General features: G+C 69.5%; 23 protein-coding genes, 2 tRNA genes and 1 pseudogene. 13 read left to right on the top strand and 13 right to left on the bottom strand.

All coding sequences use genetic code 11. The features are described 5' to 3' along the window. Nucleotides 1-31 precede the first annotated feature (31 nt). The 3 genes from gyrA (at nt 32) to QP939_RS13590 (ending at nt 3,419) form a co-directional block, all read left to right on the top strand. Entirely contained in the window at nt 32-2,569 is a 2,538-nt protein-coding gene (gene gyrA / locus QP939_RS13600) for a DNA gyrase subunit A (RefSeq protein WP_285457112.1), read from the top strand. 49 nt (nt 2,570-2,618) lie between these two features. After that, nucleotides 2,619-3,296, top strand: a complete 678-nt coding sequence (locus QP939_RS13595; protein ID WP_285457111.1) for a DUF3566 domain-containing protein — start codon at nt 2,619-2,621, stop codon at nt 3,294-3,296. 49 nt (nt 3,297-3,345) lie between these two features. Then, a tRNA-Ile gene (locus QP939_RS13590) sits at nt 3,346-3,419 on the top strand. A gap of 115 nt (nt 3,420-3,534) precedes the next feature. Here the strand turns inward: QP939_RS13590 and QP939_RS13585 are convergent. The 5 genes from QP939_RS13585 to QP939_RS13565 are packed head-to-tail and all read right to left on the bottom strand — an operon-like array spanning nt 3,535 to nt 7,378. Further along, nucleotides 3,535-4,767, bottom strand: coding sequence for a tyrosine-type recombinase/integrase (locus tag QP939_RS13585; protein ID WP_285457110.1), 1,233 nt, complete (start codon nt 4,765-4,767; stop codon nt 3,535-3,537). Beyond that, nucleotides 4,767-5,063 (bottom strand): helix-turn-helix domain-containing protein, encoded by a 297-nt coding sequence (locus QP939_RS13580; RefSeq protein ID WP_285457109.1) that lies wholly within the window; start codon nt 5,061-5,063, stop codon nt 4,767-4,769. Before QP939_RS13580 ends, QP939_RS13585 begins: the two co-directional genes overlap by 1 nt. Before the next feature lie 43 nt (nt 5,064-5,106). Then, the gene (locus QP939_RS13575) at nt 5,107-6,495 is read right to left on the bottom strand and encodes a replication initiator (protein ID WP_285457108.1); all 1,389 of its coding nucleotides are present in this window, start codon (nt 6,493-6,495) and stop codon (nt 5,107-5,109) included. Beyond that, nucleotides 6,495-6,824 carry a hypothetical protein gene (locus QP939_RS13570; RefSeq protein ID WP_285457107.1) on the bottom strand — a complete coding sequence of 110 codons (330 nt, stop codon included), beginning with the start codon at nt 6,822-6,824 and terminating at the stop codon, nt 6,495-6,497. The genes QP939_RS13575 and QP939_RS13570 overlap by 1 nt, the downstream gene beginning before the upstream one ends. Next, the gene (locus QP939_RS13565; RefSeq protein ID WP_285457106.1) at nt 6,824-7,378 is read right to left on the bottom strand and encodes a hypothetical protein; all 555 of its coding nucleotides are present in this window, start codon (nt 7,376-7,378) and stop codon (nt 6,824-6,826) included. The genes QP939_RS13570 and QP939_RS13565 overlap by 1 nt, the downstream gene beginning before the upstream one ends. Before the next feature lie 169 nt (nt 7,379-7,547). On the opposite strand from QP939_RS13565, the gene QP939_RS13560 reads away from it, so the two are divergent. From QP939_RS13560 to QP939_RS13550, 3 genes are all read left to right on the top strand, one after another. Then, nucleotides 7,548-7,892 carry a putative quinol monooxygenase gene (locus QP939_RS13560; RefSeq protein ID WP_285457104.1) on the top strand — a complete coding sequence of 115 codons (345 nt, stop codon included), beginning with the start codon at nt 7,548-7,550 and terminating at the stop codon, nt 7,890-7,892. Continuing rightward, the gene (locus QP939_RS13555; protein ID WP_285457103.1) at nt 7,885-9,087 is read left to right on the top strand and encodes a helix-turn-helix domain-containing protein; all 1,203 of its coding nucleotides are present in this window, start codon (nt 7,885-7,887) and stop codon (nt 9,085-9,087) included. The genes QP939_RS13560 and QP939_RS13555 overlap by 8 nt, the downstream gene beginning before the upstream one ends. A 193-nt stretch (nt 9,088-9,280) precedes the next feature. Further along, nucleotides 9,281-9,556 carry a hypothetical protein gene (locus QP939_RS13550; protein ID WP_285457102.1) on the top strand — a complete coding sequence of 92 codons (276 nt, stop codon included), beginning with the start codon at nt 9,281-9,283 and terminating at the stop codon, nt 9,554-9,556. A gap of 528 nt (nt 9,557-10,084) precedes the next feature. Here the strand turns inward: QP939_RS13550 and QP939_RS13545 are convergent. Next, complete coding sequence (locus QP939_RS13545) at nt 10,085-10,741, bottom strand: pentapeptide repeat-containing protein (protein WP_285457101.1); 657 nt, start codon at nt 10,739-10,741, stop codon at nt 10,085-10,087. A gap of 91 nt (nt 10,742-10,832) precedes the next feature. On the opposite strand from QP939_RS13545, the gene QP939_RS13540 reads away from it, so the two are divergent. Further along, a protein-coding gene (locus tag QP939_RS13540; protein WP_434219586.1) for an IS3 family transposase occupies nt 10,833-11,992 on the top strand; the annotation gives its coding sequence in 2 pieces (ribosomal slippage) (nt 10,833-11,111 and nt 11,114-11,992; 1,158 coding nt in all). 515 nt (nt 11,993-12,507) lie between these two features. Here QP939_RS13540 and QP939_RS13535 read toward each other — a convergent pair. Both QP939_RS13535 and QP939_RS13530 read right to left on the bottom strand, forming a co-directional pair. Beyond that, nucleotides 12,508-13,383 (bottom strand): annotated as a pseudogene (locus QP939_RS13535) (helix-turn-helix transcriptional regulator). A 29-nt stretch (nt 13,384-13,412) separates the two neighbouring features. Then, nucleotides 13,413-14,216 (bottom strand): SDR family oxidoreductase, encoded by an 804-nt coding sequence (locus QP939_RS13530; protein ID WP_285457100.1) that lies wholly within the window; start codon nt 14,214-14,216, stop codon nt 13,413-13,415. 405 nt (nt 14,217-14,621) lie between these two features. Here QP939_RS13530 and QP939_RS13525 point away from each other — a divergent pair, with 405 nt between their 5' ends. From QP939_RS13525 to QP939_RS13510, 4 genes are all read left to right on the top strand, one after another. Further along, nucleotides 14,622-14,789: a DLW-39 family protein gene (locus tag QP939_RS13525; protein WP_020642567.1), complete on the top strand. Its 168-nt coding sequence runs from the start codon at nt 14,622-14,624 to the stop codon at nt 14,787-14,789. Nucleotides 14,790-14,820: 31 nt separating this feature from the next. After that, nucleotides 14,821-14,893 (top strand) — tRNA-Ala (locus tag QP939_RS13520). Nucleotides 14,894-14,992: 99 nt separating this feature from the next. Then, nucleotides 14,993-15,925: an ATP-binding cassette domain-containing protein gene (locus QP939_RS13515; protein ID WP_285457098.1), complete on the top strand. Its 933-nt coding sequence runs from the start codon at nt 14,993-14,995 to the stop codon at nt 15,923-15,925. After that, nucleotides 15,922-16,662 carry an ABC transporter permease gene (locus QP939_RS13510; protein WP_285457097.1) on the top strand — a complete coding sequence of 247 codons (741 nt, stop codon included), beginning with the start codon at nt 15,922-15,924 and terminating at the stop codon, nt 16,660-16,662. Before QP939_RS13515 ends, QP939_RS13510 begins: the two co-directional genes overlap by 4 nt. Here the strand turns inward: QP939_RS13510 and QP939_RS13505 are convergent. Then, entirely contained in the window at nt 16,646-19,765 is a 3,120-nt protein-coding gene (locus tag QP939_RS13505) for an AfsR/SARP family transcriptional regulator (RefSeq protein ID WP_285457095.1), read from the bottom strand. The genes QP939_RS13510 and QP939_RS13505 overlap by 17 nt on opposite strands. Before the next feature lie 124 nt (nt 19,766-19,889). Between QP939_RS13505 and QP939_RS13500 the strand changes: the two genes are divergently transcribed. Then, a complete protein-coding gene (locus QP939_RS13500) occupies nt 19,890-21,104 on the top strand; it encodes a cytochrome P450 (protein WP_285457093.1) in 1,215 nt (404 codons plus the stop codon). Nucleotides 21,105-21,120: 16 nt separating this feature from the next. On the opposite strand, the gene QP939_RS13495 is transcribed toward QP939_RS13500, so the two are convergent. Genes QP939_RS13495 through QP939_RS13480 form a run of 4 tightly spaced genes read right to left on the bottom strand, consistent with a single transcriptional unit; the run spans nt 21,121 to nt 25,072 of the window. Continuing rightward, nucleotides 21,121-22,512, bottom strand: coding sequence for an alpha/beta fold hydrolase (locus QP939_RS13495; RefSeq protein WP_285457092.1), 1,392 nt, complete (start codon nt 22,510-22,512; stop codon nt 21,121-21,123). A gap of 44 nt (nt 22,513-22,556) precedes the next feature. Then, a complete protein-coding gene (locus QP939_RS13490) occupies nt 22,557-23,696 on the bottom strand; it encodes an SMP-30/gluconolactonase/LRE family protein (RefSeq protein WP_285457091.1) in 1,140 nt (379 codons plus the stop codon). 52 nt (nt 23,697-23,748) lie between these two features. After that, the gene (locus QP939_RS13485; RefSeq protein WP_285457090.1) at nt 23,749-24,387 is read right to left on the bottom strand and encodes a pyridoxine/pyridoxamine 5'-phosphate oxidase; all 639 of its coding nucleotides are present in this window, start codon (nt 24,385-24,387) and stop codon (nt 23,749-23,751) included. Nucleotide 24,388: 1 nt separating this feature from the next. Beyond that, the gene (locus QP939_RS13480; RefSeq protein ID WP_285457089.1) at nt 24,389-25,072 is read right to left on the bottom strand and encodes a hypothetical protein; all 684 of its coding nucleotides are present in this window, start codon (nt 25,070-25,072) and stop codon (nt 24,389-24,391) included. A 103-nt stretch (nt 25,073-25,175) separates the two neighbouring features. On the opposite strand from QP939_RS13480, the gene QP939_RS13475 reads away from it, so the two are divergent. Continuing rightward, nucleotides 25,176-25,703: a DUF2020 domain-containing protein gene (locus QP939_RS13475; RefSeq protein WP_285457088.1), complete on the top strand. Its 528-nt coding sequence runs from the start codon at nt 25,176-25,178 to the stop codon at nt 25,701-25,703. Nucleotides 25,704-25,757 lie beyond the last annotated feature (54 nt).

Genomic DNA, 25,757 nt, shown 5'->3' with positions numbered 1-25,757 from the left:
CCGTCCGACACCCCGCACCTGAGAAGGACCCATGACGGAAACCTTGCCGCCGGCTCCGGACCACGACCGGATCGAACCGGTCGACATCCAGCAGGAGATGCAGCGCTCCTACATCGACTACGCGATGAGCGTGATCGTGTCGCGGGCGCTGCCGGACGTGCGCGACGGCCTCAAGCCGGTGGCGCGCCGCATCCTGTACTCGATGTTCGACTCCGGCTTCCGGCCGGACCGCGGGTACAACAAGTGCTCCCGCGTCGTCGGCGACGTCATGGGCAACTACCACCCGCACGGCGACTCGGCGATCTACGACGCGCTCGTGCGGCTCGCCCAGCCGTGGTCGCTGCGCTACCCGCTGATCGACGGCCAGGGCAACTTCGGCTCGTCGGGCAACGACCCCGCGGCCGCCATGCGGTACACGGAGTCCCGGCTCGCGCCGCTGGCCATGCAGATGCTGGCCGACATCGAAGAAGACACCGTCGATTTCTCCGACAACTACGACGGCCGCACGCAGGAGCCCGACGTCCTGCCGTCGCGGTTCCCGAACCTGCTGGTCAACGGCGGTTCCGGGATCGCGGTCGGGATGGCGACCAACATCCCGCCGCACAACCTGCGCGAGGTCTCCGACGGCGTCGTCTGGGCGCTGGAGAACCCGGACGCGACCGACGACGAGCTGCTGGCCGCGCTCCTGGTCCGCATCAAGGGCCCGGACTTCCCGACCAAGGCGATGATCCTCGGCACGTCCGGCATCGAGGACGCCTACCGCACCGGCCGCGGCTCGATCCGGATGCGCGCGGTCGTCGAGGTCGAAGAGGACGCGAAGGGCCGCACGATCCTGGTCGTGTCCGAGCTGCCCTACCAGGTCAACCCGGACAACCTGGTCGAGAACATCGCGAACCTGGTCCGCGACGGCAAGCTCACCGGCATCGCCGACATCGCCGACGAGTCCAACAGCCGCTCCGGCATGCGGATCGTCGTCACGATCAAGCGGGACGCGGTCGCGAAGGTCGTGCTGAACAACCTGTTCAAGCACACCCAGCTACAGCAGAACTTCGGCGTCAACATGCTGGCGCTGGTCGACGGCGTGCCGCGCACGCTGCGGCTCGACCAGATCATCCGGCACTACGTGAAGCACCAGATCGAGGTCATCGTCCGGCGGACCAAGTTCCGCCTGAAGAAGGCCGAGGAACGGGCCCACATCCTGCGTGGGTACGTCAAGGCCCTCGACATGCTCGACGAGGTCATCGCCCTCATCCGGCGGTCGCCCTCGGCGGACGAGGCCCGGCCGGCCCTGATGGAGCTGCTGGACGTCGACGAGATCCAGGCGACCGCGATCCTCGACATGCAGCTGCGGCGCCTCGCCGCCCTCGAGCGCCAGCGGATCATCGACCAGCTGGCCGAGATCGAGCTCGAGATCGCCGACCTGAAGGACATCCTCGACAAGCCGGAGCGGCAGCGCGCGCTGATCCGCGACGAGCTGATGGCGATCGTCGAGAAGTACGGCGACGACCGGCGCACGAAGATCATCGGCTTCAGCGGCGACGTCACCGACGAAGAGCTCATCGCCGTCGAGGACGTCGTCGTCACCATCACCCGCACGGGGTACGCCAAGCGGACGAAAACGGATCTGTACCGCTCGCAGAAGCGCGGCGGCAAGGGCGTGCAGGGCGCGACGCTGAAGCAGGACGACATCGTCCAGCACTTCTTCGTCTGCTCGACGCACGACTGGATCCTGTTCTTCACGAACAAGGGCCGCGTCTACCGGACCAAGGCGTACGAGCTGCCCGAGGCCAACCGCAACGCGCGCGGCCAGCACGTGGCGAACCTCATGGCCTTCCAGCCGGACGAGCAGATCGCCCAGGTCATCGAGATCAAGAACTACGAGGTCGCGCCGTACCTGGTGCTCGCCACCAAGCGCGGCCTGGTGAAGAAGACCAAGCTCACCGACTTCGACTCGAACCGCTCGGGTGGCCTGATCGCGATCAACCTGCGCGAGGGCGACGAGCTGGTCGGCGCGGTGCTGGCGGGGTCCGAGGACGACCTGCTGCTGGTGTCGGCGGAGGGCCAGTCGATCCGCTTCCACGCGACCGACGAGGCGTTGCGGCCGATGGGCCGCCCCACCTCCGGCGTGATGGGCATGCGCTTCAACGACGGCGACGAGCTGCTCGGCATCAGCGTCGTCAAGGAGGGCAAGTTCCTGCTGGTCGCGACCGACGGCGGGTACTCGAAGCGCACCCCGATCGAGGACTACCCGGTGCAGGGCCGCGGCGGCAAGGGTGTGCTCACCATTCAGCACGACCGCAAACGTGGCAGGCTGGTGGGTGCGCTCATCGTCGACGCCGAGGACGAGCTGTACGCGATCACCTCGAGCGGCGGCGTGATCCGCACCCCGGCGGGCGACGTGCGCAAGGCAGGACGGCAGACGAAGGGGGTCCGGCTGATGAACCTCGGCGAAGGCACCACTCTTCTCGCTGTCGCACGCAACGCGGACGAGCCCTCGGACGTCGCCAATGGTGACGCTCCCGAAGCACCTGAAGCGGGTGACGAAACGACGGCGCCGCCGGAGCAGTAAGTTCAGCTACGGACGGCGACCCCACGGCACGGGTAAGGACTGACTCTTCGTGACACCATCCGAGAATCCCGAGGCAGCGGGTTCGAACGGGACTCCGGCGAGCCCGCCCTGGCAGCGGGTCGGCAAGGACGGCGACTCCGAAGCGACGGTCGGGATCGCCACGGACGAGTCGCTCTACAAAGCCGACCCGGCGTCGGGCGAGACGCAGCCCGTCTCGCCCGAGCAACGCCCGGTGGTGACCGGAAGCGCGGCCCCCCGCCTGTTCGGCGGGGGCGGCGACGCCGAGCCGACCGCGGCGGCTGTCCCGTCGGCATCGTCGCAGCGAGCCCGCCCGAGCGCCCTGAGGCGCCCGGGCCGCGGCCCGCGCCGCGCGTCGCTGCAGGTGAAGCGGTTCGACCCGTGGTCGGTCCTCAAGCTGTCCCTGGTGCTGGGCGTGGCGATGTTCTTCGTCTGGCTGGTGGCGGTCGGTGTCCTGTACACGGTCCTCGACGGCATGGGCGTCTGGGACAAGCTGAACGGCACGTACTCGTCCCTGGTCGGCGGCGAAGGCGCGAACGCGTCGGCGGAACCGCTGATCAGCGCGGGCCGCGTGTTCGGCATCGCGGCCATCCTCGGGGCGATCAACATCGTCCTGGTGTCGGCCTTGGCCACGGTCAGCGCGTTCATCTACAACGTGTCGGCGGACCTCGCGGGCGGCCTCGAGGTCACGCTGTCGGAGCGAGAGTAACCCGGTTGCAGGGCCCCTTCGGGGGTCCTGTAAAGTTCTCCTCGTTCAAGGGCCTATAGCTCAGGCGGTTAGAGCGCTTCGCTGATAACGAAGAGGTCCCAGGTTCAAGTCCTGGTAGGCCCACGCACAAGAACAACCCCCGTGACCAGCAAGTTCACGGGGGTTGTGTCGTTTGTGGACTATGGAATTTTGGGCCGGATCTGAGCCGTAGGCAGCGAAAAGGCAGCATGGCCCGGCGCTACACGGCCGCGAGCACTCCGCCGCCGTCGTCGTCCGAGTCGCCGTCCAAGGCGCTGAGGATGGCGTCGTGGTCCTCGGTCTTGCGCACGTAGAACTTGAGCGTCGTGGTGACGTTCTCGTGCCCCATGACGCGCTGGAGCTTGTTCACCGGGACGCCGTCGTCGGCCAGCCAGGTGCCGTAGCTGTGACGCAGGTCGTGGAAGGTGAGCCCGCCGAACTGGTTGCGGGCGATCTCGGTCACGGCGTCCCGCTCGCGCTCCCAGACGGTCGTGTGGGCGTCCCCGGCCCGGCCGGTCCAGGTGGCCTCGAACCGGTCGCCGTTGTGCTCCAGGTGCCCGAGCAGGCCAGCGCGGACGAGTGTCGGCCGCCAGATCCGGGCGCGGAAGAGGGTGCGCCGCAGCGCGCCACCGGCCTCGTTGGTGAACAGCATCCGGGCCGGTCCCTCCACCGGGTAGCGCTCGAGGTGGGCTCGGATCTCGCTCACCACCCACGCCGGCAGGGGCACGGTCCGACGCCCGGCCCGGGACTTCGGGTAGGGCTTGAACGAGGTCGACCCGGCCACCTCGATCACGGTCCGGATGACCTGGAGGTTCCCGGCGTCGAGGTCGACGGCGTCCATGCACAGGGCGATGACCTCGCCCCAGCGCAGGCCGGAGAAGGCGGCCGTGGCCACCAGTGCCCGGTACCGGTCCGGCGTGGCGGGCAGGATCATGTCCCGCACCTCACGCTGGGTGGCGATCTTGTCGTCGGTGTCGTGGACGCGGCGGCGCGGGACCTTCACGTCGTCGGCCGGGTTGTGCCCGATCAGGCGGTTCCGGACGGCGGAGCGCAGGACGCCCGAGGTCAGCCGCTTGCACTCGGCAACGGTCGACCGGGCGAGCGTCGTCCTGGTCAGCTCGGTGACCCACGCCTGGACCGACAGGTGGTCGATCTTGCCGAGCTGCCAGCCGCCCCACTTCGGCAGGACGTGCGTGCGCATGATCGAGGTGTCCCGGGCAACCGTGGTCGCCTCGTTGTTCCACGACTCCATCCAGGCTCGCGCGTGGTCCCCGAAGAGGGTCCGGCCGGCATGGGGCGAGACGTAGACGCCCCCGGACTTGGACGTCTCCGCCTGAGCAAGGAAGGTCAGCGCCTCCCTCTTGGTCGCGAAGGTCTTCGAGCGCTGCTTGCCGGAAGGCTCGCGCCAGAACGCCTTCCACTTCCCCGAGTCGCTGCGGTTGACGAAGCCCATCAGGCGCCCACCTCGACCATCTCGTCGAGCCAGGCGGCGAAGCGCTTGCGGGAGATCACCCAGCGGCGACCGACCCGGAACGCGGGGATCGTGCCGTCCTTGACGTACTGGTAGGTGACGCCCCGGGACAGGTTGAGCAGGTAGGCGACCTCCAGCACGGTGTACGTGGCCTTGTGCGGGTCGATCACCGGGGCGTCCCCGACGAACGGCGCGTCACCGTGGCGCTCCACGTGGAGCTGGTCGGCGGACGCGTCGGTGGTGGCGTAGCGCGGCAGGCGGATCAAGTGCCCGTTCATGGTTTTCCCTTTCGTAACAACGGTTTCCGGTGACACGGGTGTGTCAGCCGGGGGAGTCGTCCTGGCCGTCCAGGCGACGTCTGGCGAGATGAAGCTCCGCGAACACCGCAGCGAGACGGCGCTCAGCGTCGTTGAGGTAGCCGATACCGGTCATCGACCAGTCGTTGACCACGGTCAGGACCTCGTCGTCGGCGATCCCGAGGGCCTCGCGCTGCTCGTCCAGGCGGTACTCCGCCCGGGTCCGGCGGATCTCGCCGAAGGTGGTGGAGTAGCGGCGGGACTTGGTCAGGAAGTGGCCCCGGAACCCGAGCATGTGCGCCCACTTCCGCAGGTTCAGCTCCTCGAACTCCGCCAGCCCACCGAGCCGCCACGCGGTCCGCATGAGCTGCTTGTGGTGCTCGGTCACGGGAAGCTGTTCGATGTGCTCCGCCGAGCGGATGCGGTAGTCGCTGCCCTCGGTGAGGCGGGTGCCCTTGGTGGCGTACTTGGCGACGTAGCCCGCGACGCGCCGGTCGTGCCAGCCGCCGTCGGACTCCTCCGAGGTGCCTTCGGACGTGGCGATCGGTTCGACGTCGACCTGCTCACCCCACGTCAGGGGCAGGACGCCCACGGCCGGGGACTCCGGGGTCCGGACGACGACGGACGCAGCGGCGGCCTGCATCACGGCCGTGAGGACGTCCTCGGTCACGGCGGCCGGCGGGCGCGGTCCCTCGGGTCCGTCCGGGCCGTCGATGCGGACGACGGCGTGGAAGTGGATGAGCCCGCGGCGCTGGTACTCCGCCACCTTCGCGTAGGACAGGCGCATCACGTCGCGCAGCTCACCGGCGCGGATGCCGAGGGCGCGGGCGAGCTTGCGGCCGACGGCGATGGTGAAGCGGCGCCACAGCTCCCCGGCGTGGGCCTGCCACAGCACCGAGCCCACGTAGTCGTAGGTGGACGGGTCGACGGCGGTGCCGAGGGCGTCGTCGTACTGGGAGTGCAGCTCACCGCAGGAGCAGCGGCGCACGCGTCCATTGCGGACGGGTCGCGAGTGGACCTTCCCGAACGACGGCGCGGTCAGCGTCGCCAGCACGCGCAGGTGACCGGTGACGGTCTCGGGGACGCCCTTGCCCCCGGCCATGCCCGCGCGGATCAGGTGGAACGTGTCGTGCGCGTAGTGGGCGGAACAGGACTCGCACACCGCAGCACGGCGGTTCTTGCACGGGACGAACACAGAGCCGGACAGCTCGGACACGATCTTGCCGGAGGAGTCGACCACAGTGGACGACCCGGCCATCCGGACCGGCTTCGCGCAGCCCCGAGCGGCCTGGACCTTCGACGCCCAGGTGTCGAAGCTGGCGCGGGCGAGGACGTGCGCCATGCCCGGGTCCAGGGTGCCGGACTCGGTGAAGGCGGCCGCGATCTCGCGCAAGCCGTGCGGAGCAGCCACCATCAGCCGATCACCTCGATGATCTCCTCGGGGACCTCACGCGGGGCCATCAGCGCGGCCGGTACCACCACGACGGAGGAGCCGTCAGCGCGGACGTCTTCGCAGCGCACGGCCCCAGGGATCGGGTACTCGTCATCCACCCCGGTGAAGTCGAACGCCTCATCGTCGGCCACGAGGATGTTCCACTCGCCGGGCTCCAGGGCGAGCGCGCCGGTCACGATGTCGGCCGCGTAGCCGGGCAGCTCAGCGAAGGTCGACCGGGCGTAGGTCCGCTCGGTGATCGGGTTGACGTCGGCGAAGGTGAACGTCACCAGCGACTCGGCGGCGGACATCAGGCAGCCACCCCCGCGCTTTGACGCTTAAGTGTCAACGACCCGGCACCGGGCCAACCCGCGCAGGTGGACCGGCGGGCGCCCCACACGACCGGCGGGAACACGGTGTGCACGCCGTCCAGGCAGGGCAGTTCGAGGACTTCCCCGCGCTCCACGAGGGCGTTCCAGCGCTCCGGCGACACGCCCATGTTCAGGATCAGGTCCTGGACCAGCTCGGGAAGGTCGACGAACCGCAGATCGCAGAACCGGCGGCCGGTCTCCGTGTCCACGTCGGACAGCCGGAACCGCTCGCCAGGCAGGCGGCGAACCTGGGCGCAGTGGCGTTCCTGCTGGGCCACGACCATGTCGGAGTAGGAGCCGAACCGGCCCTCGCCCCGGCAGGTGCGGCAGGCGATGCCGGAGCCGGGCGTGAGCGTGCCCATGCCGGAGCACGACCAGCACGGCGTCCACGCGATCACGGGTGCCTGGACGTGCGGCTGCCCGCAGCGGGAGCAGTCGAAGGTGAGCACGTCACCGAGCTGCATGGCCGCTGCTTTGTCGATCAACGCTGACATCGAGAACCCTCCCTGACCAGCCCGTCCTGTCCTTAATCAAGCTACGTGATACTCAAGTACGTGTCTAGTACTTAAGTACGGATCAGTACCGCTGAATTTTGATGAGGACGTCTGACCTGCGGAAACGCCAGCCAGTCATCCGTACTTAAATCCGGATGGAGTACTATCAGTGCGGGACTACGACAGCGAGGAGCCCGCCATGTACGCACTGGTTGTGCGGTTCGACCTGAAGGACGACGCGAGCGCCGCTGGCTTCGACCAGTTGGTCAAGGAGACCGGCGAGGGGATCGCCAGGGACGAACCCGGCACGCTCGTCTACGCCACGCATCGGGTAGACGGCTCACCGCTGGCGCGCGTCTTCTACGAGGTGTACCGGGATCGAGAAGCCTTCGAGGAGCACGAACGCCAGCCCCACACGCTTCGCTTCCTGGCGGAGCGAGACCAGTTCATCGCAGCAACGCGAGTCGAGTTCCTCGCGCCTGCCACCTCGAAGGGACTCCCCGCCGATGGCTGAGGAGGACGTAGAACTCGGCCGGAAGATCGCGTTCTACAGAGGACGGCGGGGCTTGTCGCAGCGGGAGTTTGCTCCCCTGATCGACCGCTCAGAAGCTTGGTTGTCGCAGGTTGAACGAGGCGTACGTGCCGCGAAGAGCCTCGACGTGCTGGAGCGTATCGCGCGCGTCCTTGACGTGCCTCTGGCTGAGCTTGCACCGACAGCCCCGGCGGCAGCGGCGACCGAACGACCGGCGAACGCGGTGCCGCTCCGACTCCTCCTGAGTGCGAACTTCGCCCTTCGCGCCGTACTGGGGAAGCAGCCACAACCGGACCTCGATGCCCTCCGCAGTGACACAGACCAGGTCTGGGTACTCGCGCACGAATCGCGGTACGAGGAGCTTGTTGGCCTCCTGGAGACGCTCCTACCGCGACTCGAAGCGGCGGCAGGCAGTGACGACGCGTCCGAGGTGTTCGCGCTCCTCGCACGGAGCTACCACGCCTGCGCTGCTGCCCTCGCGAAGCTGCAGCAGTTCGACGCCGCGTGGGTTGCGGCTGACCGGGCAATATCTGATGCCGGCCGGGCTGGTGATCCGCTGCTCATGGCAGAGGGAGCCTTCCGGCTGACCCTCGTGTTCCAGGGGGCGCGGCAGCTCGATCAAGCTGAGCACACCGCCACTACAGCGAGCGTGGCTCTGGAAGGGCTTGTGGAGCAAGGGATCCCGGAGGCGCTGAGCGTCTATGGCGCACTCACCCTGCAGCGAGCCGTCATCGCAGCGCGGACCGAGAGGGCGGAGGAGGCTTGGCAGCACCTGAGCCGTGCGCGCGAGATCGCCTCAAGGCTGGGTGAGGACCGGAACGACTATCACACCGAGTTCGGTCCGACGAACGTCGCGCTACACGAGGTGGCCGTAGCGGTTGACCTGGGGGACGCGGGTGAAGCTGTACGGCGAGCCGCCACGATCGACGCGTCCAGGCTCTCTCACGAGCGGCGAGGCAGGTTGTTGATCGACGTGGCGCGGGCATGGACACAGCGCCGCAACGTCGAGCGAGCCCTTGCGGCACTTGAGGATGCGGAGCAGATCGCACCCGAGCAGGTCTACCGTCACCGGCTCGTGCACACCATGGTCCGCGATCTTGTCCGGATGGAGTCCGACGTGCCGCCAGCGCTTGAGGACTTCGCGCGTCGAGCTGGAGTGGCCCTCGCCGGTCGGTGACGGTGAGGTCTGTGGTGGTGAGAACTTTCTCTACAGGATCAAGGCGGCCCCTGCGGGGCCGCGCCGCTTCGGGCGGATCGCGCGGGGCCCGCCTCCGGCACCCACGCGACCGCCCGGCGGCGGGACCGAAGGCCGCTTATCCGGGAGCGCGTCACTGCTCCTCCACCAGGCGCAGCGCGCCTAGCATGGCCGGATGACGTTCTACACCGCGTGGACCCAGGCGGGGCGGCCGCCGCAGACAGGCGGTCGTCAGCGACCGATCAGTCCCGATTTCCCCGGTGGACCACTGCATGCGATCACCGCCGAGAGCCTTGCCGCCTACGGACGGGGCGAGCCGGTTCACACGCTCTGCGGATTCAGGGTTCTTCGGACGCAGGGCTTGGAGTGGCCGCCTTCTCTCGGAGGCGATCGGTGCCGAACCTGCACGACCAAGATCGACGACTTCAGCAGAAACCATGCGCTTGACTGAGGACAGGGCACTGTCCTCGCCGGACGGGCAGGTCTCCGAGATGGCCGGCGGGGGAGCACCGGTCACGTCCGTGACTGGCCTGTCGCCATCTCGTCGACCTCCCGGAGGGCTATCGCACCGCGTCAAGGGGGCGACTCGCAGGGGTACGCTCAGCCAGGCGGAAGGTGCCCCCTTGACCCGGCACGATCGGGCGTTGCCAGGTCGACGAGATGGCGAAGAGGCCACCCACTTGCAGGGGGGAGATCAGGCAGCGGAGAGGCAGCGAACGCAACGTCACTCGCCGATCTTCCATGATCCGCAAAAGCACATCACCGCAGCTCAGGGGCACTGAACGGCACGACCCGGCAGTCTGGATCATCACTGATAACGAAGAGGTCCCAGGTTCAAGTCCTGGTAGGCCCACGCAGGTCAAAGCCCGGTTCACCGTGTTGGTGGACCGGGCTTCTTGCTACCTGCCTGACTACCCGCCATGTGCCAGCAGGCTCGTCTTGTCGGGCGATGGCGCGAGCTGCGGTTCACCTACGAGCGTCACTTGGGTGCAGCGTCTGGGGAGGCCTGCTGGCGCACCAGTTCGTCCGCGTCCAGTGTGAAGAACTCTGGCGGAAGGTTGATCCGCGTATCTTTGTCGATAAGCACAGCGGCGAGGTTAGTGCCTTCCAGTTTTGCAAGCTCGACGTTTGCGCCTCTGAGGTCGGCCCGAGTGAGATCCGCGCCGGTGAGGTCTGCGCCTTGGAGATTCGCCCGGCTGAGGTTCGCGTGGGTGAGGTCAGTCTCACAAAGCGATGCTCCAGTGAGTTCTGCATCGCTGAGGTTTGCATGCGTGAGGTCCGCCCCATCGAGTACCACGGAACGCAACTTGGCATCGCGGAGATCTGCATGCCCGAAAGTTGAGTAGGAGAGATTCGACTTCAGGAAGTTCGCGTCAGCAAGCCTTGCATGCGTGAAGTCCGCAGCTACGAGCTTCGAGAGGGTGAGGTCGGCGCCGGCCATGTTCGCGTGAGTGAGGTCGATGATGATGGCGACGTCATCCCAGAAGGTTGGGCTCGTTGAGGGTAGCTCGCGATGCCGATGAAGGATGCGCTGCGCGGTAATGCGTACTTGAGCTTCTTGGACTCGGTCTTCGTAGCGGTCAAGTTGGTCGGGACTCGCGTCTTCAGGCGGCTCCGCCGGAACCGTATAGCGCATCCGCAGGTATGCACAGATGACGTTGGGTCTGCCCAGGGTTCGGTTAACACCTCACCTGTGAGGCTCCGGCCTCGCCTGGAAGGATGTCACCGTGCCCAAGCCCTACCCCCGCGAGTTCCGCGACGACGTGATCGCCGTCGCCCGCCGCGGCGAAGCCCCGTTGAAGCAGGTCGCGAAGGACTTCGGAATCTCCGAGTCGTGCCTGGCCAACTGGCTGCGCGCCGCCGACGTCGAGGACGGCACCCGGCCCGGCGTGACTCGCGATGAGTCCACCGAGCTACGGGAACTGCGCAAACGCAACCGCCTGCTGGAGCAGGAGAACGAGGTCCTGCGCAAAGCGGCGGCCTACCTGGCCCAAGGCAATCTGCCGGGAAAATAGTCTTCCCGCTCGTCCGTGAACTGGCCGCGGCCGGCGCCCCGATCAGGGTGTCGGTCGCGGTGACGTGCAGGGTGCTGGGCATCTCCCGGCAGGCCTACTACCAATGGTGTGCAGCGCCGGTCTCGCAGCGGGACTACGACGACGCGCACCTGATCAACGCCGCGCTCGAGATCCACGCCGACGATCCGGCCGACGGGTACCGGTTCATCGCCGACGAACTCGCCCGCCGGGGCTTCACCGCCTCGGAGAACCGGGTGTGGCGGATTTGCTCCATGCAGCAGATCTTCTCTTCGCACGCCAAGAAGAAAGGCCGTTCCCACAAGGCGGGGCCACCGGTGCACGACGACCTGGTCCGCCGGGACTTCACCGCCACCGCACCGAATACCAAGTGGCTCACCGACATCACCGAACATTCCACCGGTGAGGGCAAGCTGTATTTGTGTGCGGTCAAAGACTGCTACTCCAACAAGATCGTCGGATACTCCATCGACTCGCACATGCGGGCCTCACTCGCCGTCAGCGCGCTGCGCAACGCGATCGCCCTGCGTGACCCGGCCGGAACCGTCGTCCACTCCGACCGCGGCGCCCAATTCCGGTCGGCAGCCTACCGGCGTCTGCTGCGCAGCCACAGGCTGACCGGGTCGATGGGGCGGGTCGGGGCCTGTGGTGACAACGCCGCGATGGAATCATTCTTCTCGTTGCTGCAAAAGAACGTTCTCGATACCCGGCGATGGCGGACCCGGGAAGAACTCCGGTTGGCGATCGTGTCCTGGATCGAGACGAAGTACCACCGCAAACGCCGCCAACGCGCCCTGGGCAAGCTCACCCCGGTCGAGTTTGAGACCATCTACACGACCGCAGCAGCGGCCTGAGAAGTAGTCAGCTCCGGTGTCAACCGAACCCTGGGCAGACCCGTTCTCCATAGAGAGACAGTCGTCGCAGGTTGACTCACCGCTACATCTCAACTGCGGACGACGAGCAAGCCCCGCTGAAGATCGGTTCTCCGTAGACGGACGAAGAGAGGGAGATTCGCGATTCGGTCTCCCACTTACGTGCCGGCGAAGATGCTGTCCATCGCCTCGGCGCCGTGTTAGATCACTCTGCGAGCGGTGACGTGAGTCACCACTCGCACGGTACCGGGTCGGTCGCTGCGAGGTAAGGGAATGCACGCAAGCGAGGTAGTCACTCTTAGTCAGAGTGGTAGTTGCAGCCTGACGAGCCGCCTGACAATCAGGCTGCATCACCAAGTACCTCGCAGGACGTCTGCGGACGTTCGAGTCCCAGATCAACGGCATGCGCCTTGATCGCGAACGGGTGGTCTTGGCCTGATAACGAAGAGGTCCCAGGTTCAAGTCCTGGTAGGCCCACTCCGAACCAAAAACCCGGCTCACTCGGTGAGCCGGGTTTTGTGCTTTTCCTGGCTGGCCGCCCAAGACGCCAGCAGGGCCAGACCGTCCGCGGCCGCAGTGCCCGCGGGTGCGGTGTAGACGGTCAGGAGCAGGCCGGGTTCGGCGGGCAGCTCCATCGACTCGACGTCCAGGTCGAGCCGTCCCACCACCGGGTGGTGCATCCGTTTGCGTCCGGACCGGTGGAGCCGGACGTCCTGGGATGCCCACCGTCGCCGGAAGAGTTCGCTGCGGGTGGACAGCTCGCCGACCAGGGCGATCAGGTCCTCGTCGTGCGGGTCGCGCCCGGCTTCCATGCGCAGCTTCGCGGCCACGTCGCGGGCGATCCGGTCGTAGTCGACGAAGAACGCCTTTGCCGCTTCGGGATCCAGGTACACGAACCGCGCGGTGTTCGCCGGGCGTCGCGGGTCGGCCAGCACCGGTGAATACAGCGCGCGGGCGAGCTGGTTCACGGCCAGGACGTCGTAACGGCCGTTGCAAATCCACGCCGGGGCATCCGTGATGGCGTCGAGCACCTGCTGGAGTGCCGGACGCACCGTCGCGGCGGGCCGACGGCGACGTGGACCGCCGGACCGCCGCGCCAGGTGGTACAGGTGAGCGCGCTCGGCCTCGTCGAGTTGCAGGGCGGAGGCCAACGCGTCGAGCACCCCGTCGGAAGCGCCGGTGAGGCTTCCGCGTTCCATGCGCACGTAGTAGTCGACCGACACCCCGGCCAGCAGCGCCACCTCTTCGCGACGCAGACCCTTGACCCGGCGGTTGCCGCCGTAGGCGGGCAGTCCGGCCTACTCGGGCGTGATCCGCGCGCGACGGGAGCTCAGGAATTCCTTGATCTCAGCGCGCGGATCGATCTTGGCCACCTCCGTCACGGTAGTCCTCGCGCCGACGCTCAGGTACCCGTCGCGGTCGTGGCGATGCCGCCGTCGACCGGGATGACCGTGCCCGTGAGGTACGCCCCAGCCCGGCTGGCGAGGAACACCGCGATCCCCGCCATGTCGTCGTCGCGGCCGAGGCGGCGCAGCGGGGCCTTCGCCGCGATCTGCTCGCCGACGGCGTCGAGCGTGGCCGCCATCATCCGCGACGGGAACGGTCCCGGGGCCACCGCGTTCACCGTGACGTGCTGCGGGCCCAGTTCCCGGGCCAGCACCCGGGTGAGCTGGTGGAGTCCCGCTTTGCTGCTGGCGTACGAGTAGTTCGGCGACTCGGCGACGTGGATGGCGGCGATGCTGCCGATGTTGACGATCCGCGCGGGATCATCGGCCGTGCCCGCCTTGCGGAGTGCCGGAAGCAGCGCCTGCACCAGCCAGAACGGCGACTTGAGGTTGAGGTCGACCACCGCGTCCCACGCCTCGGCCGGGAACGTCTCCAGCGGCTCGCGCCACATCGCTCCCGCGTTGTTGACGAGGATGTCCAGGCGTTCCGAGTCGGCCTGGATGAGCTCGGCGAGGCGCTGGCACTCGTCGTACCTGGACAGGTCGGCGGGGATGGCTTGAACGTCGCCGAATTCGGACAGGTGACGCTGTGCCTCCGCGCACGCGTCCGCGTCGCGGGAGCTGACGACGACGCGGGCGCCCGCCTGCAGGAGGCCGCGCGCGATCATCGTCCCGATGCCCCGGGTGCCGCCGGTGACAAGTGCGTGTTTTCCACTCAGATCGAAAAGTTCCGGGTGCGTGGTGAAGTGGTTGTGCGCCATTCGAACAACGTGACAGGTGCCCTGGACGTCGGGGAGACCCTGGCGATCCAGGTACCGCGAGGGCCACCTTGCCGCCGGATACAGGTCAGCCCTGCCGGGAAGAGAATGAACCGGCAGGGCTGAGATGTCGCGGTCGGCGCGCGCCACGGTCGCCTCTCGGCGAGTGGCTCATCGCGGCTCCAGCCGGGCGGTATTCCGCGAAGGCAGTGGTTGCGGCCCGGGGGACACGGTGGGCACGTCGACCACTCACTTCAACAGGACCGCCCAGGCTGGTATTTCCCCGTACGTGTGACGTGCGTTACCTGCGGAATCGTGGTTCCACGTGGAACCACCGCGCCCGACGGCGTCCCGTGGCGGTGCAGTAACATCACGGGGTAAGGGAAGCAAGCTGAGAAGGGGGCTTCGGTGAAGAAGCTGCTGGCACTCGCGGTCATCGCGGGCGGCGTCCTGTTCGTCGTGAAGCGCAACAAGGCGGCCAAGGCCGAAGCCGACCTCTGGCGTGAGGCGACCGCGCCGGTCCCCTCCAGCAACGGCACCACCCCGGCCAAGCCGGCGGGCGCGTCCCACAACTGATCTTCCGGCGGGTGGTGCGCCACCCGCTTCCGGGGCTGTAGCTCAATTGGTAGAGCACCGCCTTTGCAAGGCGGGGGTCAGGGGTTCGATTCCCCTCAGCTCCACAAGCGAAAACCCTCTCGTCCGAGAGGGTTTTTTCGTGTCAGGGCCCGTGTCAGTCCGGGGTCAGGTCCGTGTCAGGACCGACCTCGAAAGTCATGCCCATGACAGACGCAGCGATCACGGCCGCCGGCTTGCGGAAGGCCTACCAGGACAAGGTCGTGCTCGACGGCATCGACCTCGACGTGCCCACCGGCACCATCTTCTCCCTGCTCGGCCCGAACGGAGCCGGCAAGACCACCACCGTCAACGTCCTCACCACCCTGCTCAAGGCCGACGGCGGCACCGTGCGCGTCGCCGGGCACGACGTCGCCACCCAGGCCAAGGCCGTCCGGTCGGCGATCGGGGTCACCGGGCAGTTCGCGGCCGTCGACGAGCTGCTCACCGGGCAGGAAAACCTGCAGCTCATGGTCGACCTCAGCCCCGGTTCGCCGAAGAACACCGTCCACGACCTGCTCGAGCGCTTCGAGCTCACCGAGGCGGCGCGCAAGCCCGCGTCGACCTACTCCGGCGGTATGCGCCGGAAGCTCGACCTGGCCATGACGCTCGTCGGCGACCCGCGGATCATCTTCCTCGACGAGCCGACGACCGGCCTGGACCCGCGCAGCCGCCGGACGATGTGGACCATCATCCGCGAGCTCGTCGCCGACGGCGCCACCATCTTCCTCACCACCCAGTACCTCGAAGAGGCCGACCAGCTCGCCGACCGCATCGCCGTGCTCGACCGCGGCCGGCTGGTCGCCGAAGGCACGCCCGACGAGCTCAAGCGCCTGATCCCCGGCACGCACGTCCGGCTGCGGTTCGCCGCCGCCGCCGAACTCGACGCCGCCGTCCGGGTGCTGCCCGGCTCCACGCGGGACGACGAAGCCCTGACCCTGCGCGTTCCCGGCGACGGCGGGACGAAGTCGTTGCGCGCCCTGCTCGACCGGCTCGACGAATACGCGATCAGCGCCGAAGAGCTCTCCGTCCACACCCCCGACCTCGATGACGTTTTCCTCGCCCTGACGGGCCACGACACGGAAGCAGCCGCGAAATGAACCACTCACTCGTCATGGTGCGCCGCAACTTCAAGCACATCGCGCGCAACCCGACCTCGGTGTTCAACGCCGTCCTCATGCCCATCGTGATCATGCTGATGTTCGTCTACATGCTCGGCGACGCGTTCGACGTCGGCGTCGATTACGTCGACTACGCGACACCCGGCCTGATGCTGCTGGCCGTCTGCTATGGCCTGGGCGCCACCGCGACGTCGGTGAACTCCGACATGACCAAGGGCATCATCAACCGGTTCAAGGTCATGGACGTTTCCCGCGGCGCGGTGCTGACCGGGCACGTCGTCGCCAGCGTGCTGACCAACCTGGTCGCCATCGCCGCGCTCGTCGGCGTCGCTTTCCTGCTCGGGTTCAGCCCGTCGGCGAGCTTCCTCGGCTGGCTCGGCGTGTTCGGCATCGTCGTGCTGCTCGCCGTCGCGGCCGGCTGGCTCACCATCGCCCTCGGCCTCGCGGCGAAGTCGCCGGAGACGGCGGGGCTCGCCTCGGTGCCGCTGGTCATGCTGCCGTTCTTCAGCAGCGCGATCGCGCCCGCCGACAAGATGGGTCCCGGCCTGCGCGAGTTCGCGGAGTACCAGCCGTTTACGCCGATCATCGAGACCGTGCGTGGCCTGCTCAACGGAACGCCGTCCGCCGGGTACGCGATGGCCGCTGTCGGCTGGTGCGTCGGCATCGCGCTGGTCGGGTACCTGTGGGCGCGGTCGACCTTCAAGAAGCGAGCGTGACCGCGGCGAGTTCGCGCCAGTCCGCTTCCGCCCCGTCCCGCGTGGCCTCGGTGAACCCCGTGTCGCCGAGGCCGCGCCGTGCGGCTTGCTCGATCCGGGCCTCGTCCGGGAGGGACCGATCCGGCAGGCCGCGCACGGCCGTGCTCGCCGCGAGCAGTCGCGCGGCTTGCGCGTACTGCTCCTGACGCAGAGCCAGGTCCGCGACGCCGACGAGCACCCGCGCGATCAGCGGCGCGTTCACCGATTCCGCCACCGCGCGGAAGGCTTCGGCGCGGTGCTCGCGTGCTTCTCCCAGGTCTTCGGCGAGGTAGCCGAGCAGGTCGTGCTCCACGGCTTGGGTGTAGGACTCGCCGCGCTGCACCGCGCGGGCGTGGGCGATCTGCTGGTGCGCCTGCTCCGGGTCGCCCTGGCGGCGGGCGAGTTCCGCCTTCGCCAGTGCCAGCTCGGCCAGCGCGTCGGGCCAGACGATCCGGTCCGCGCAGCGCTGCGCCTCTGCCATCGCGGCCGAGCTCGCCCGGGCGTCGCCGGAGAGCCAGTACGCCTGGGCCTGCCCCGCGCGGATGCGCAGCACGTCCTCGATGGTTCCTACCTCGGTGACGGCGTCGGCTGCCTGCTCGTAGTGCAGGCACGCGCGGTCGAACTCGCCCCGCACCGCGAGCCGGTCGGCCAGCGCGGTCAGCGCCGACGAGATGCCCCAGCGTTCGCCCAGCTCCTGGAACTCGGCGAGCGCGGTCTCGATGTCTTCGTCGGCTTGACGTTCGTCGCGGCCGAGCATGATCCGCATCCGGCCGAGCGTCAGCCGGGCCTGCGCGCGCGTCCACGGGTCTTCGTCGTCGAGCAGCTCTTCGAACGCGGGCAGGAATTCGGCCGGTTCCCGCAGCATCCGCTCCAGCGGCGCGACGAACCCCAGCGCCGGGTGGCGGTGCGGGATCCGCCTGCTGATCGCGTAGGCCTGGTGGATCCAGTCCTCCGCCTGGAACTGGTCAGCCTGGCCTGCGGTGATGAAGTACGCGGCGAACGCGTACGCCGTGGCCCGGACTTCGTCGGGGACTTCGCCTTCGGTGCTCGCGGCCGCGGTGGTCAGCTCGGTGCCTTCGGCGCGGTGCCCGCCGAGCAGCCAGTACCAGCCCGCGGCTGCCGCGAGCCGCATCGCGCCGTGCGCTTCGCCCGCCGCCAGCGCGCCCCGCATCGCGGCCGCGATGTTGTCGTGCTCGGCCTCGAGTTTCGCGAGCCACGGCAGCTGGTCGGCTCGGCGGAGGTGCGGCTCGGCCGCCTCCGCGAGTTCGGTGAAGTACGCCAGGTGCGCGTGGCGGGCGACGTCCACTTCGCCCGCTTCGGCGAGCCGCTGCTCGGCGTACTCCTTGATCGTGCCGAGCATCCGGTACCGCGGCGCCTCTTCGTCGCCGGTGACCACCAAAGACTTTTCGGTCAGCGCGGTGAGCAGCTCGAGCACTTCCCACGCCTCGACGCCGTCGTCCGCGCAAACCCGCTCGGCCGCTTCGATGCTCGCGCCGCCGGAGAACACCGAAAGCCGGCGCAGCACCACGCGTTCGGCGTCGCTGAGCAATTCCCAGCTCCAGTCGATGACCGCGCGCAGCGTCCGGTGGCGCGGCAACGCGGTGCGGCTGCCGCCGGTCAGCAGGCGGAAGCGGTCGTCGAGTCGGTGCGCGAGCTGGTCGAGCGACATCGTGCGCAGCCGGGCGGCGGCGAGCTCGATGGCCAGCGGCATCCCGTCCAGCGCGCGGCAGATGCGAGCCATGGTCGCCGATGTGCCGTCGTCGGCCGCGAGGTCCTTGCGCACCGCGCTCGCCCGGTCCCGCAGCAGCCGGACCGCCGGGGACGACTCGATTTCCGCGGACGTCGCGGACTCCGCGGGCAGGACCAGCGGCGCGACCGCCCACAGCGCCTCACCGGTGATGCCGAGCGGCTCGCGGCTCGTCGCGAGGATCCGCAGCCGACGGCACTCGCCGAGCACCCGGTGCGCGAACGCCGCCGCGGACTCGATCACGTGCTCGCAGTTGTCGAGGATCAGCAACGCTTCCCGGTCGCGGACGGCGGCGATGACCCGGTCGGTCGGCTCCGCGTCGGGGACGTCGCCGAGCAGCGCGTCACGCAGGCTGAGGGCGGCGAGCGTCGCCTGGGCGACGTCCCCACCGGCGCCGATGGCCGCCAGTTCGACCAGCCAGACGCCGTCCGGCAGGTCGCCGAGCAACCCCCGCGCGGTTTCCGTGGCCAGCCTGGTCTTCCCCGAGCCGCCCGGCCCGATCAGCGTGGTGAGCCGGTGCCCGCCGACGAGCTCGCGGACCTCGGCGACGTCGGATTCCTTGCCGACGTAGCTGGTCAGCTCGGCGCGCAGGTTGGTCTTCCGCGGCTCTTCGCGCCGCCCGAGTTCACCCCGCAGCAGGGCGACGTGCAGTTCGGACAGTTCAGGTGAAGGGTCGACGCCCAGCGCGTCGGCGAGTTCTTCCCGCGTGCGCTGGTAAACGAGCAGGGCTTCGTTGTCGCGGCCGCCCGCGGCGAGGGCCCGCATCAAGGCCGCGACGAGCCGTTCCCGCATCGGGTTCGCGGCGACGAGGTCGGTCAGCTCGGTGACCAGTTTGGCGCCGTGGCCGAGCCGGATCTCCGCGTCGTACCGGTCTTCCAAGGCCGTCAGGCGCAGCCCTTCGAGCCGCGTGACGGCGGCGTCGAAGGCTTCGCTCTCCTGCAGGCCGACGTCCTGCATGGCCGCACCACGCCACAACGCCAGCGCCTCGCGCAGCCGCCGCGGATCTTCATCGTCGCGGGCTTGGCCGAGGAGGCGTTCGAACCGCACGGCGTCGACAGCGTCGGGGTCGACGCGCAGCCGGTAGCCGTCCGGCTGGCCCTCGACCACGCCGTCGGGCAGCGCTTTCCGCAGCCGGGAAACCAAGCGCTGCAACGCGTTCGCCGCGTCGGCCGGCGGCTGCTCGCCCCAGATCCAGTCGACCAGCGTCGCCTTCGGGACCACGCGGCCCGGGTCGAGCGCGAGGGCGACCAGCAGGCCGCGCAGACGGGCGCCCGGCACGTCGGCGGGGACGCCGTCATCCGTGCGAGCTTCGAACGGTCCGAGCATCCCGATCTGCACGCGGCGATTTTGCCACGGGCGCGCCGCGCGCATACCCGCCTTGGCCGATGTCAGAGCCGTGTCAGGCGCGTGTCAGGTCTCCCGGCGACCGTGAACGCAGCGAACCACCACGAAAGGACATCCGATGAGCCAGACGGCCGCCATCCCGAACGGTCTCCCGATGCACCGCGACGCGGGCCCGTTCGACCCGCCGCGCGAGATCTCCCGGCTGCGCGAGTCCCGGCCGGTCAGCCCGCTGGTCTTCCCCGACGGGCACGAAGGCTGGCTCGTCACGGGCTACGAAGCGGTCCGCCAGATGATGGCCGACATACGGTTCAGCTCGCGGTTCGACCTCGGTGTCGTCCACGTGCCGTACGAGACGGGCATGCCCGCCGCGACCGAGCCGTCCCCGCAGATGCCCGGCTTGTTCATCTCGATGGACCCGCCGGACCACGGCCGGATGCGCAAGCGCCTGACGGCCGCGTTCACGGTGAAGCGCATGAAGCAGCTCGAAGAGCACATCGCCGACATCGTCGAGCGGCAGCTGGACCACCTGGCGAGCCTGACCGCGCCGGCCGACCTGGTGAAGGAGTTCGCGCTGCCGGTGCCGTCGCTGGTGATCTGCGAGCTGCTCGGCGTCCCATACGAGGACCGGGACACCTTTCAGGCCAACTCCGCCCAGTTCATGGTCCGCGACCAGACGCTGGAGGAGAAGATGGCCGCGATCGGCGCGCTGACCGGCTACCTCGCCCAGCTGGTGATGAGCAAGCGCGCCGAGCCGGGCGAGGACATCCTGTCCGACCTGGCGCGCCACGAGGACCTGACGATCGAGGAGCTGACCGGCGCCGCCTTCCTGCTGCTGCTCGCGGGCCACGAGACGACCGCGAACATGCTGTCGCTGGGCACCTTCGCGCTGCTGGAGCACCCCGAACAGCTCGCCGAGCTGCGCGCGAACCCGGAGCTGATGCCCGGCGCCGTCGAGGAGCTCCTGCGCTACCTGTCCGTCGCGGACATCTTTTTCCGCTACGCCACCGAAGACCTCGAACTCGGCGGCGAGACGATCCCGAAGGGCTCGACGGTCGTCGTGTCCCTGCTGGCCGCCAACCGCGACCCGCAGCGCTTCGAGAACCCGGACGAGCTGGACATCCACCGCAACGCGCGCGGGTTGCTGTCCTTCGGCCACGGCGTCCACCAGTGCCTCGGCCAGCAGCTAGCCCGCATCGAGATGCGCGCGGGCTTCGAGGGCCTGCTGCGCCGCTTCCCGACGCTGGCGCTCGCCGTCCCCGCCGAGGAGGTGCGGCTGCGGACGGACATGAACATCTACGGGGTGCACGAGCTGCCGGTCACCTGGACGGCTTGAGCGGGCTGGCCGGTGCTCAGCGCAGGAAGCTGAGCACCGCGTCCCGGCCCGCGTGCCCGCGCTCGCGGTTCTGGATCGAGTGCGACTCGCCCGGGACGATCACCAGCTGACCGCGCGGCGCCTGGGCCGCTTCCTCCCGCGCCCACTCCAACGGCGTCGACAGATCGCGGTCGCCGTTGAGCAGCAGCACCGGGACGTCCGGCAACGGCCCGGCCGGGTTCGAGCCGGGCCGTTCCGCGGGCCACGGCAGGCAGCTCTGGATGAATCCTTGCTGCGTCGCCACTTCCGTGGTGTACGGCCAAGTCGCCGAAGGCGGCAACGCACGCGCGGCCAAGGACAACAGCGGCTGCCGCAACGCGACCGGCGTCGCCGCGGAGCCCCACGGGAAGCGCTGGTCCGCGCACAGGGTCGCCGCGTGGAGGCCGGCGCTGAACGACGCCGGGTCGTCGCCGCCGGACTTGTACGCCTCCAGCAGTTCGTCCAACCGCGACGGTGCGCCGGAGCGGGCCGCGTGCACCGCGCCGATCACGTCGCCCGCTTCGGGATTGCGGTAGGTGGGATCGACGAACTCGTACGTCACGATCAGGTCGAAGATCTTCACGCCGTCCGCAGTGCCGCGATTCCGGACCACCCACGCCAGGTCCTCGGCCGGGTCGTAGCCGCACGCCGGGGCCACCGCGCACGCCGCGCGCAGCACGCGGGCCTCCGCCGTCAGCCCGGTCAGGTACAGCGATGCCGATGCCGTCGCGTGGTGCGGCAGCACCGAGTCCAGCACCACCTTGCTGACGTGGCCCGGGTGCGCGATCGCGTACCGCGCCGCCGTGAACGAGCCGTACGAGACGCCGTCGACCACCATCTTCGGCACGCCCAGCGCCTGGCGGAGCTGGTCGAAGTCCGCGACCGTCTGGTCGGTCGAATACAGCGGTGCCGTCTCGCCGAGGATGCCCGCGCACTCCTTCACCGCTTCGGGCGTCGGCGTCGCGATGTCCGAACTGCCCATCTGCGCCTGCAGGCCGGGGCACTTCAACGCGCCCTGTGGCCCGGTCCCGCGCTGGTCGAGCATGACGAACCGGTAGTCCTTCGCGACCTCCGGCAGCCGTTGCGTCGCGATCCGCGTGATGGACCCGACGCCGCCCTGGCCGGGGCCGCCGGTCAGGAACAGCAGCACGCCCTTGGGCGCGGTCACGTTGTCGGCGGTCGCGACGGCGAGGTCGAGCGTGCCCGGCAGCCGGCCCGTGTGGTCGAACGGGACGGTCAGCGTCGAGCACGTGAAACCCGGTTGGCCCGGGCACGGGTGCGGATCCGTCAGCTTCGGTCGTCCCCCAGGACGCGCGTCGGCCGCGGCCACACCCCCGAGTGCGGCGGTCAGCGCCAGGACCAGCCCGGCGGTCAGGATCTTCGAGCGCATGACTGCATCATGCGCACAGCCGCCCGCGCCCGGCATACCCCCGATCAGGGCTTCACGCAGGAGATCTTCGCGCGCACCGGGCCCGTCGGAGTGGCTTCGCCCGCCGTGTTCGGTGAGTTGTCGCGGCGGTTGCCGTCGGACTGCGTGACGCAGAGACGGCCGTCCGGCAGCAGGACCGGGCTGGTCGGGAACTCCAGCGGTCCGCCGTTGCGCAGCTTCGTCGTCGCGTCGGCCAGGTTGCGGAAGTACTCGATGACGCGGCCGTCGCGGCGGGCCAGGACGATCGCGTTGCGCTCGTTGACCGCCGTCCAGACGTTGCCCGCGCGGTCGAGGACGATCCCGTCGGCGCCCTCGAGGTACGGGTGCTGCACGTCGACCGCGTCCAGGCACAGGGTGTTCGCCGGGAACGCGACGTCGCAGCCGGTCGACGCGCGCGGGCGGCCCGAGCGGTCCATCGGCACGCGCCAGAGCGCGCCGCGTGCGGTGTCGGCGATCAGGAGGGTGCCGTCGGCGGTGAACGCCAAGCCGTTCGCCACGATGTGCTGCGAACCCGCGGTGTCCGCCGCGGTACGCCCGTTCGGCGTGATCGTGACCGTGCCGGGCGGCAGGCCGCGCACGTCCCGGCCGATCCCGCCGACGCCGTTGACCGCGTTGACGTCGCTGACCATCGGCTGCACGCGGAACGCCTCGGCCGCGACGCCGTCCGCGCCGGCTCGCCACACGCGGCCCTGTCCGGTGCCGCCGTCGGAGATCCACAGCGCGCCGTCGCGGTCGAACGCGAGTCCGTTCGCGCCGGGGACACCGCGGGTGAACACCGTCGCGGACGGCGGGTTCGCCGCGTCCGGCACGAACGACACGACGGTCTCGCCGTTCGCGACGTACAGGCGGCCGTCGCGGTCGAACGCCAGCCCGGCGGGGTTGCACGGACCCGGGATCGTGCCGACGACCGCCGCCGGACCACCGGAAGCCGCGACGCGGTAGACGGGACAGGGATCGGCCCCGCGCGCCGGTGAGTAGAGGTTGCCGCGGCCGTCGGTCGTCAGACCCTCCAAGCCGAGCGGTGCGGCGAACACCGTCTCGAAGACGGCCGGGTGCTGCGACGGCGACACTTCCCCCGCGGAGGCACCGGAAAGCAGTCCGGCGGACAACGCGGCGGTGGCGGTCAGGACGACGGCTCGGCGCATCAGGGCCTCCCGATTTGTCGGGTTTCCTGCCTACGCCGCCGCACCGGGCCCGTCAAGGCCAGAGGCGCTCGCGGACCCAGCCGCCGTCGGTCTTGCGGTACCGCAGCCGCACGTGGCGGCGGTCGTGGCTGGCCTGCCAGAACTCGACTTCGTCCGGGTCGACCAGGTACCGCGTCCACGTCTCCGGGGCCACGCCGGGGTTTTCTTCGACCCACCGCTCGGCTTCCGCGGCCGCCGCGTCGAGGTCGGCCGGGTCGTGCAGCACCTGCGACTGGTGCCCGATGAACGCCTCGACGCGCGACGCCGGCGGCCGGGCCAGGAAGTCTTCGGCCGACACCTCGGGTGCGGCGGGGGAGACCGGACCGCGCAGCCGCACCTGGCGGCCGCGTCCCGGCCAGAAGAACGTCAGCGCCGCACGCGGATCTTTGCGCAGCTGCAGGCCTTTCGGGCTTTCGGAGCTGGTCGCGACCGCCCAGCCGCCGGGGCCGACGTCCTTGAGGATCACCACGCGCGCGTCGGGCGCGCCATCGGCGTCCACAGTGGACAGCGTGACGGCGTGCGGCGCCAACACGTGCTCGCCCGCTTCGGTCAGCCACTCCAGGAAGAGCGCCCGCGGGTCCGCCGGCGCCGTTGCCGGCGTGAACACGGGAAGTTCTTCGGGGAAGGACGGCCAGCCGCGCAACGCCACCATGTCAGTAACCGTACGGCCCCTGCTGCGGCGGGTGGCCCGGCGGTGGGTAGACCGGTGGCTGCGGGCCCGCCGGGCCGACGAACGGCGGCGGCGGCACTTGCGGCGCAGGCTGTTGCTGCTGCCAGCCCGGCGGCGGCTGCTGCCCCTGGGGCGGGAGCTGCTGCTGTTGCTGGGCCTGCTGCCACTGCACCTGCTGGTACACCTCGGCGGGCTGCGGGAAGCAGTACGTCAGCTTGGCGTTCACCGAGCCCTGCACCGCGGCGCCCCAGAACTTCCCGCCGACGAACGCGTACATCTGCCCGGCCGACAGGTCGACCGCGACCATCCGCGTCTCGCCGCCGAACTGGTTGCTCGACTTCGCGGACGCGGCCTGCGCGGCGTCCGGGTACACGCGCTGGCCGACGAGCCCGGCGATGACGACCGAGGCCGCCGTCCAGCCCATCGTGCCGATCAAGTTGGCGCGCGCGTGCTGCGTGGCGCGGCCGGTGAAGTCGTACAACGCGGCGGCGCTGACCTCGGGCACGGCCGCGGCGATGACGCAGTAGTTCATCGTCGACATCAGCACGGACTCGGTGAACAGCCCGACGACGGCCGTCGCGGGGCCGATCTGCACGGAGTTCAGCCGGCCGCCGGATCGCTGGATCCGTTCGGCGACCGCGCCGAGGTACTGCTCGGGGGTGAGCACGCCGGGACCTCCCTCACTGAGACGGCCATCGTCGCACGCGGAGCCGTCTCGCCGTCGTCAGCCAGCGGTTTTCACACACGCTTCATGGTTGACTGTCCGCGCTATGCGACGACTCGTACTTCTCGCGCCCGCCGTGGCCCTGCTGGCCGGCTGCGCGCCCACCATCGTGGCCGGCACCGCGACCCCCAGCCCGCCGTCCGCGTCCACGGCCGCGGGCGGCGAGCTGCCACCGGACCCCCAGCCGGGGGCGACCGAGGACTGCCCGTACCTCGACAAGGAGTTCGTGGCCGAGTCGAACGGCCAGCACGTGTCGAAGGTGCGCGTGTCGGCCGACCAGCCGCACCCGGCGTGCTTCTTCTACCGCCCCGACGGCAAGGTCCAGCTCACCGTGCGTGTCTACGTCGGGGACGCGAAGACGGCGACGGCGCTGGTCAACAAGGCGGCGCCGGTCGACACGTCGAACCCGGCCAGCGACCCGAGTGGCTGGAAGGGGGGCTACCAGTCGACCGATGACGGGGCCGTCTACGCGGTCGCGAAGGGGACCGCGGCGGTCATCGCGACCACCAACCAGAAACAGAGCGTGAAGGCACGCACAGTGGTCAAGAAGGCTATCGCTGCCCTGAAGCTCTAGGTAGCGGGCTCCACACGGGTGAGTGATGTTGATCTTGTATTACCCTGTGCGTCA

Origin of the sequence: Amycolatopsis nalaikhensis (assembly GCF_030264295.1) — a bacterium.
Taxonomy (GTDB): Bacteria; Actinomycetota; Actinomycetes; order Mycobacteriales; family Pseudonocardiaceae; genus Amycolatopsis; species Amycolatopsis nalaikhensis.
Note: the sequence above shows the minus strand (reverse complement) of the source record. Positions and strands in the feature narration are given on the sequence as shown.

Bases quoted from the DNA above. Each gene is read 5' to 3' on its own strand.
- gyrA (WP_285457112.1), top strand. From the start codon at position 32: ATGACGGAAACCTTGCCGCCGGCTCCGGACCACGACCGGATCGAACCG.
- QP939_RS13585 (WP_285457110.1), bottom strand. From the start codon at position 4,767: ATGGGCTTCGTCAACCGCAGCGACTCGGGGAAGTGGAAGGCGTTCTGG.
- QP939_RS13580 (WP_285457109.1), bottom strand. From the start codon at position 5,063: ATGAACGGGCACTTGATCCGCCTGCCGCGCTACGCCACCACCGACGCG.
- QP939_RS13575 (WP_285457108.1), bottom strand. From the start codon at position 6,495: ATGGTGGCTGCTCCGCACGGCTTGCGCGAGATCGCGGCCGCCTTCACC.
- QP939_RS13570 (WP_285457107.1), bottom strand. From the start codon at position 6,824: ATGTCCGCCGCCGAGTCGCTGGTGACGTTCACCTTCGCCGACGTCAAC.
- QP939_RS13565 (WP_285457106.1), bottom strand. From the start codon at position 7,378: ATGTCAGCGTTGATCGACAAAGCAGCGGCCATGCAGCTCGGTGACGTG.
- QP939_RS13555 (WP_285457103.1), top strand. From the start codon at position 7,885: ATGGCTGAGGAGGACGTAGAACTCGGCCGGAAGATCGCGTTCTACAGA.
- QP939_RS13550 (WP_285457102.1), top strand. From the start codon at position 9,281: ATGACGTTCTACACCGCGTGGACCCAGGCGGGGCGGCCGCCGCAGACA.
- QP939_RS13545 (WP_285457101.1), bottom strand. From the start codon at position 10,741: ATGCGCTATACGGTTCCGGCGGAGCCGCCTGAAGACGCGAGTCCCGAC.
- QP939_RS13530 (WP_285457100.1), bottom strand. From the start codon at position 14,216: ATGGCGCACAACCACTTCACCACGCACCCGGAACTTTTCGATCTGAGT.
- QP939_RS13515 (WP_285457098.1), top strand. From the start codon at position 14,993: ATGACAGACGCAGCGATCACGGCCGCCGGCTTGCGGAAGGCCTACCAG.
- QP939_RS13510 (WP_285457097.1), top strand. From the start codon at position 15,922: ATGAACCACTCACTCGTCATGGTGCGCCGCAACTTCAAGCACATCGCG.
- QP939_RS13500 (WP_285457093.1), top strand. From the start codon at position 19,890: ATGAGCCAGACGGCCGCCATCCCGAACGGTCTCCCGATGCACCGCGAC.
- QP939_RS13495 (WP_285457092.1), bottom strand. From the start codon at position 22,512: ATGCGCTCGAAGATCCTGACCGCCGGGCTGGTCCTGGCGCTGACCGCC.
- QP939_RS13490 (WP_285457091.1), bottom strand. From the start codon at position 23,696: ATGCGCCGAGCCGTCGTCCTGACCGCCACCGCCGCGTTGTCCGCCGGA.
- QP939_RS13485 (WP_285457090.1), bottom strand. From the start codon at position 24,387: ATGGTGGCGTTGCGCGGCTGGCCGTCCTTCCCCGAAGAACTTCCCGTG.
- QP939_RS13475 (WP_285457088.1), top strand. From the start codon at position 25,176: ATGCGACGACTCGTACTTCTCGCGCCCGCCGTGGCCCTGCTGGCCGGC.